This is a genomic window from Nostoc sp. NOS(2021) (genome assembly GCF_017115025.1).
Lineage (GTDB): Bacteria > Cyanobacteriota > Cyanobacteriia > Cyanobacteriales > Nostocaceae > Nostoc.
Window position 1 is genome coordinate 1 of sequence record NZ_JABXKM010000341.1, and the last position, 3,669, is coordinate 3,669.

5 protein-coding genes are annotated in these 3,669 nt (G+C 42.1%); all 5 read left to right on the top strand.

What is annotated here, in order from left to right:
* Positions 1-266 precede the first annotated feature (266 nt).
* The 5 genes from HWQ41_RS33420 to HWQ41_RS33440 all read left to right on the top strand — a co-directional run bounded on the left by HWQ41_RS33420 (position 267) and on the right by HWQ41_RS33440 (position 3,631).
* Positions 267-920 carry an HAD family hydrolase gene (locus tag HWQ41_RS33420; RefSeq protein WP_292772454.1) on the top strand — a complete coding sequence of 218 codons (654 nt, stop codon included), beginning with the start codon at positions 267-269 and terminating at the stop codon, positions 918-920.
* Positions 920-1,696, top strand: a complete 777-nt coding sequence (locus HWQ41_RS33425; protein WP_292772456.1) for a sulfite exporter TauE/SafE family protein — start codon at positions 920-922, stop codon at positions 1,694-1,696. The genes HWQ41_RS33420 and HWQ41_RS33425 overlap by 1 nt, the downstream gene beginning before the upstream one ends.
* Positions 1,697-1,723: 27 nt before the next feature.
* Positions 1,724-2,977: an MFS transporter gene (locus HWQ41_RS33430; protein ID WP_292772458.1), complete on the top strand. Its 1,254-nt coding sequence runs from the start codon at positions 1,724-1,726 to the stop codon at positions 2,975-2,977.
* A gap of 68 nt (positions 2,978-3,045) precedes the next feature.
* Entirely contained in the window at positions 3,046-3,432 is a 387-nt protein-coding gene (hpxZ, locus tag HWQ41_RS33435) for an oxalurate catabolism protein HpxZ (RefSeq protein ID WP_292772461.1), read from the top strand.
* Positions 3,433-3,478: 46 nt separating this feature from the next.
* Positions 3,479-3,631, top strand: coding sequence for a hypothetical protein (locus HWQ41_RS33440; protein ID WP_292772464.1), 153 nt, complete (start codon positions 3,479-3,481; stop codon positions 3,629-3,631).
* Positions 3,632-3,669: the final 38 nt, after the last annotated feature.

Genomic DNA, 3,669 nt, shown 5'->3' on the forward strand with positions numbered 1-3,669 from the left:
GGCTTATTTTAAGTAAGTTGTAGTTTTGTTGAGAAAGATCCGGGTAATGGATAGCCTACAAGGGAAGGGGAGTAAGATTCAAAGCCTCTGTCCTTTTAGGAGAGAGGTTTGGAGAGAGGTCAAAATCTATTGCATATAAACGAAAACCCCTTTATGTAATACCAATTATCCCAAATAAAGCTAGAATTACAGACCTATAAATCCCGATTAAAATTGACTTTCTTAATTACGAATTACGAATTACGAATTACGAATTAGTATAAAACATGCTTTCCTCCGCTATCCTTTTTGATTTAGATGGGACATTAACAGATCCTAAACTTGGGATTACTGGCTGCATTCAATATGCTCTATCTGAACTCGGTTACAAACCACCGAATGCTGATGAATTGCATTGGTGTATTGGCCCACCACTGAAAGACAGCTTTTCACATTTACTCAAGACCTTAGATGACACAGTAATTGAACAGGCTATTTCACTGTATCGTCGTCGCTTTGCCACTATTGGATTATTTGAAAACTCCCTTTATCCCCAGATTCCAGAAATCCTAAAAGCCATTCGTTTTGCTGGTTATAAAACTTTTGTTGCGACTTCCAAACCATACATTTATGCTACGCAGATTATTGAATATTTTGACTTATCGTTGCTTTTTGATGGTGTTTATGGTAGTGAACTTGACGGAAGTCGAAGCATAAAAGGCGACTTAATTCACCATATTTTATTAACAGAAAAACTTTTACCCTCTACTGTGGTGATGGTAGGCGATCGCTCACATGACATCATTGGAGCCAAGCACCATCACATTACTTCAATTGGCGTTACCTATGGTTATGGAACTGAGGAGGAATTAAAAGCTCACGGTGCTGACTTCATTGCCCATTCTCCAAGTGATATTCCCAAATTAATAATTCGTAAATAATGCCACCATCATTAACACTTTTCCATAGTTTACTTCTGTTTAGTACCGCTTTCATTGCAGGCGGGTTAAACGCTGTAGCGGGTGGTGGAAGCTTTATCACGTTTCCAACTCTCATCTTTACGGGTGTACCCCCGATCGCAGCTAATGCCACCAATAATACAGCTATATGGGTGGCTTCCCTAGCCAGTGCTGGAGCATATCGTCAAGATTTGGGCATTGAGCGGCGAGATTTTTTAGTTCTATGTGGTGTGAGTTTAGTTGGTGGCATGATAGGCTCCATAGCCTTGTTATATACATCGCCAGACGTTTTTCAAAAATTGATTCCCTATCTGTTACTGCTGGCAACACTTGTATTTACCTTTGGCGAACCGTTCAAAAACTGGTTGCAGCGTCAAAGTCAGAATACATCACCTGAGTCTGTACCACTATTTAATTTGGTACTGGCTCAACTAGCGATCGCAATCTATGGCGGTTTCTTCGGCGCAGGTTTAGGGATTTTAATGCTGGCAACTCTGACATTTTTAGGTATCAAAAGTATTCACAAAATGAATGCTTTTAAGACATTTTTAGGGAGTTGTATCAATGGTATTGCGATTATTCCATTTATTTTTGCAGGTGTGATTGCTTGGCATCAAGCTATTTTGATGGCAGTAGGTGGCTCTCTCGGTGGTTACTTAAGCGCCCATTATGCTCGTAAACTTGAACCGCACCTAATTCGGAAATTTGTCATGATTGTTGCCTTCAGCATGACTGCCTACTTTTTTATTCACGGTTAATAACTGAGAACTACTCAGGGGTGATGTATGAAAGCATCAAAAAAATCACAGGTCATGCTTCGTGCTTTTGATTCCAGAAATTTTCGCCTGTACTACATAGGTCAGGCAATTTCTCTGATTGGTACGTCAATGACTCAAGTGGCTACTAGTTGGCTTGTATATCGCCTCACCGATTCCGCTTGGTTGCTGGGTCTGGTGGGTTTTGCCAGCCAAATTCCCACGCTTGTGTTGATTCCTTTGGGTGGAATCGTCGCCGATCGCTGGAATCGTCATCAAATTCTGCTGGTTGCCCAGATTTTGGGGATGCTTCAATCTTTAGCTCTGACGTGGCTAGCCCTAAGCGGTACGATTAATATCGAGTACATTGCAATTCTTGGTGTGCTGCAAGGGATTATCAACGCCTTCGATATTCCGACTCGGCAGGCATTTCTTCCCGAAACAGTTGCTAAGGAAAATCTTGGTAATGCCCTTGCCTTGTACTCTTCCCTGGTGAGTGTGACGAGTATGGTAGGCCCTGCGATCGCAGGTTTGTTGATTGTGGCGCTGGGATCGGGGCTGTGTTTCCTGATTGATACTATCAGTTACATTGCCGTAATTATTGCCCTCTTAGTAATGCAGCTTGCCCCTAAAAAAGTCGTTATTTCCACACGCAAACCTTTAGAAGAATTGAAAGCTAGTTTTAACTATGCCTTTGGGTTTTTGCCAATTCGATCTGTCTTGATTGGTTCAGCTTTAGTCTGTTGCGTATGGGGATTTTACTTAGCTTTGGGGCCGATTTTTGCCAAAGACATTTTGCAAGGCGGCCCTAACACCTTCGGCTTCTTGATGACAGCTTCCAGTTTGGGAACCTTAGCAGGTGGTATCTATTTAACTAAACATAGCAATGTACTGGAATCGGGTAAAGTTCTAGCATTGGGTATAGGTTTTATGGGAATAAGCTTGATTGTCTTTGCCCTATCCCGTGTATTCTGGCTTTCGCTACTCTCATTATTTGCAGCTGGTTTCGGCTTTATTTTGCAGATAATTGCCGGACGTACTCTGCTTCAGTTGTTGGTGAGCGATGAAAATCGGGGACAAATTACAGGTCTTTACGTTATGGCATCTACAGGCGCAGTACCTATAGGAAACTTAATAGCTGGCGCACTAGCAAGTAAAATTGGTAGTAGCAATACTGTCATCCTTGGTGCAAGTATTTGTGTTGCAGGCTCAATTTTCTTTATGCAGCAAATCTCCGCCTTCAGTAATCTGGTTCGTCTGAATCTACATGCTGAAGGATCTTAAAAGAAAAATAGCTCTGACTATTTGAAAGAGTGCATAATCAGCCATAATACCAAAAATTGGTAACAACAATGACTACTATAAATGACCCTACTGTTGTAACTGAAGTAACCGATTTGTACCTCAAGTATGAAGAAGCCCTTGGTAATAACAATTTGGAGGTGATGGATAGCTTGTTTTGGGATGCGCCCGAAGTAGTGCGGTTTGGGATCACAGAAAACCTGTATGGCGGCGAGGAGGTTCGTAACTTTCGTCAGAATCGACCAAACCCAAAAATAGAGCGAGAAATCTCGAATCTCAAGGTTGTGACCTTTGGGAAAGATGCAGCAACAGTGACTTTAGAATTTCGCCGCAATATTAATGGTGTAGAACGTTTCGGGCGACAAAGCCAGACTTGGTACAGGTTTACCGAAGGATGGAAAGTGGTTTCAGCCCATGTTTCATTATTGCCAGTGTGAATTTCAATATGACTAGCATTACCGAAATTGCCCCAGATATCTATCGATGACAACCTATCCCATCACATCTAGTCCATCATTAGTGCAACAGGCTGAATTTCTGGCTGCACAACTTGAGTTTACCCAATCCTCACTCCCGGAAGTTGGTCGCCTGTTGCACGTCCTCACCAGCCACATTACACCTGACTTTTCCCGTTAAGTTGTGAAAGGCTTACGGGTAAAGGATTTTAGAAACAG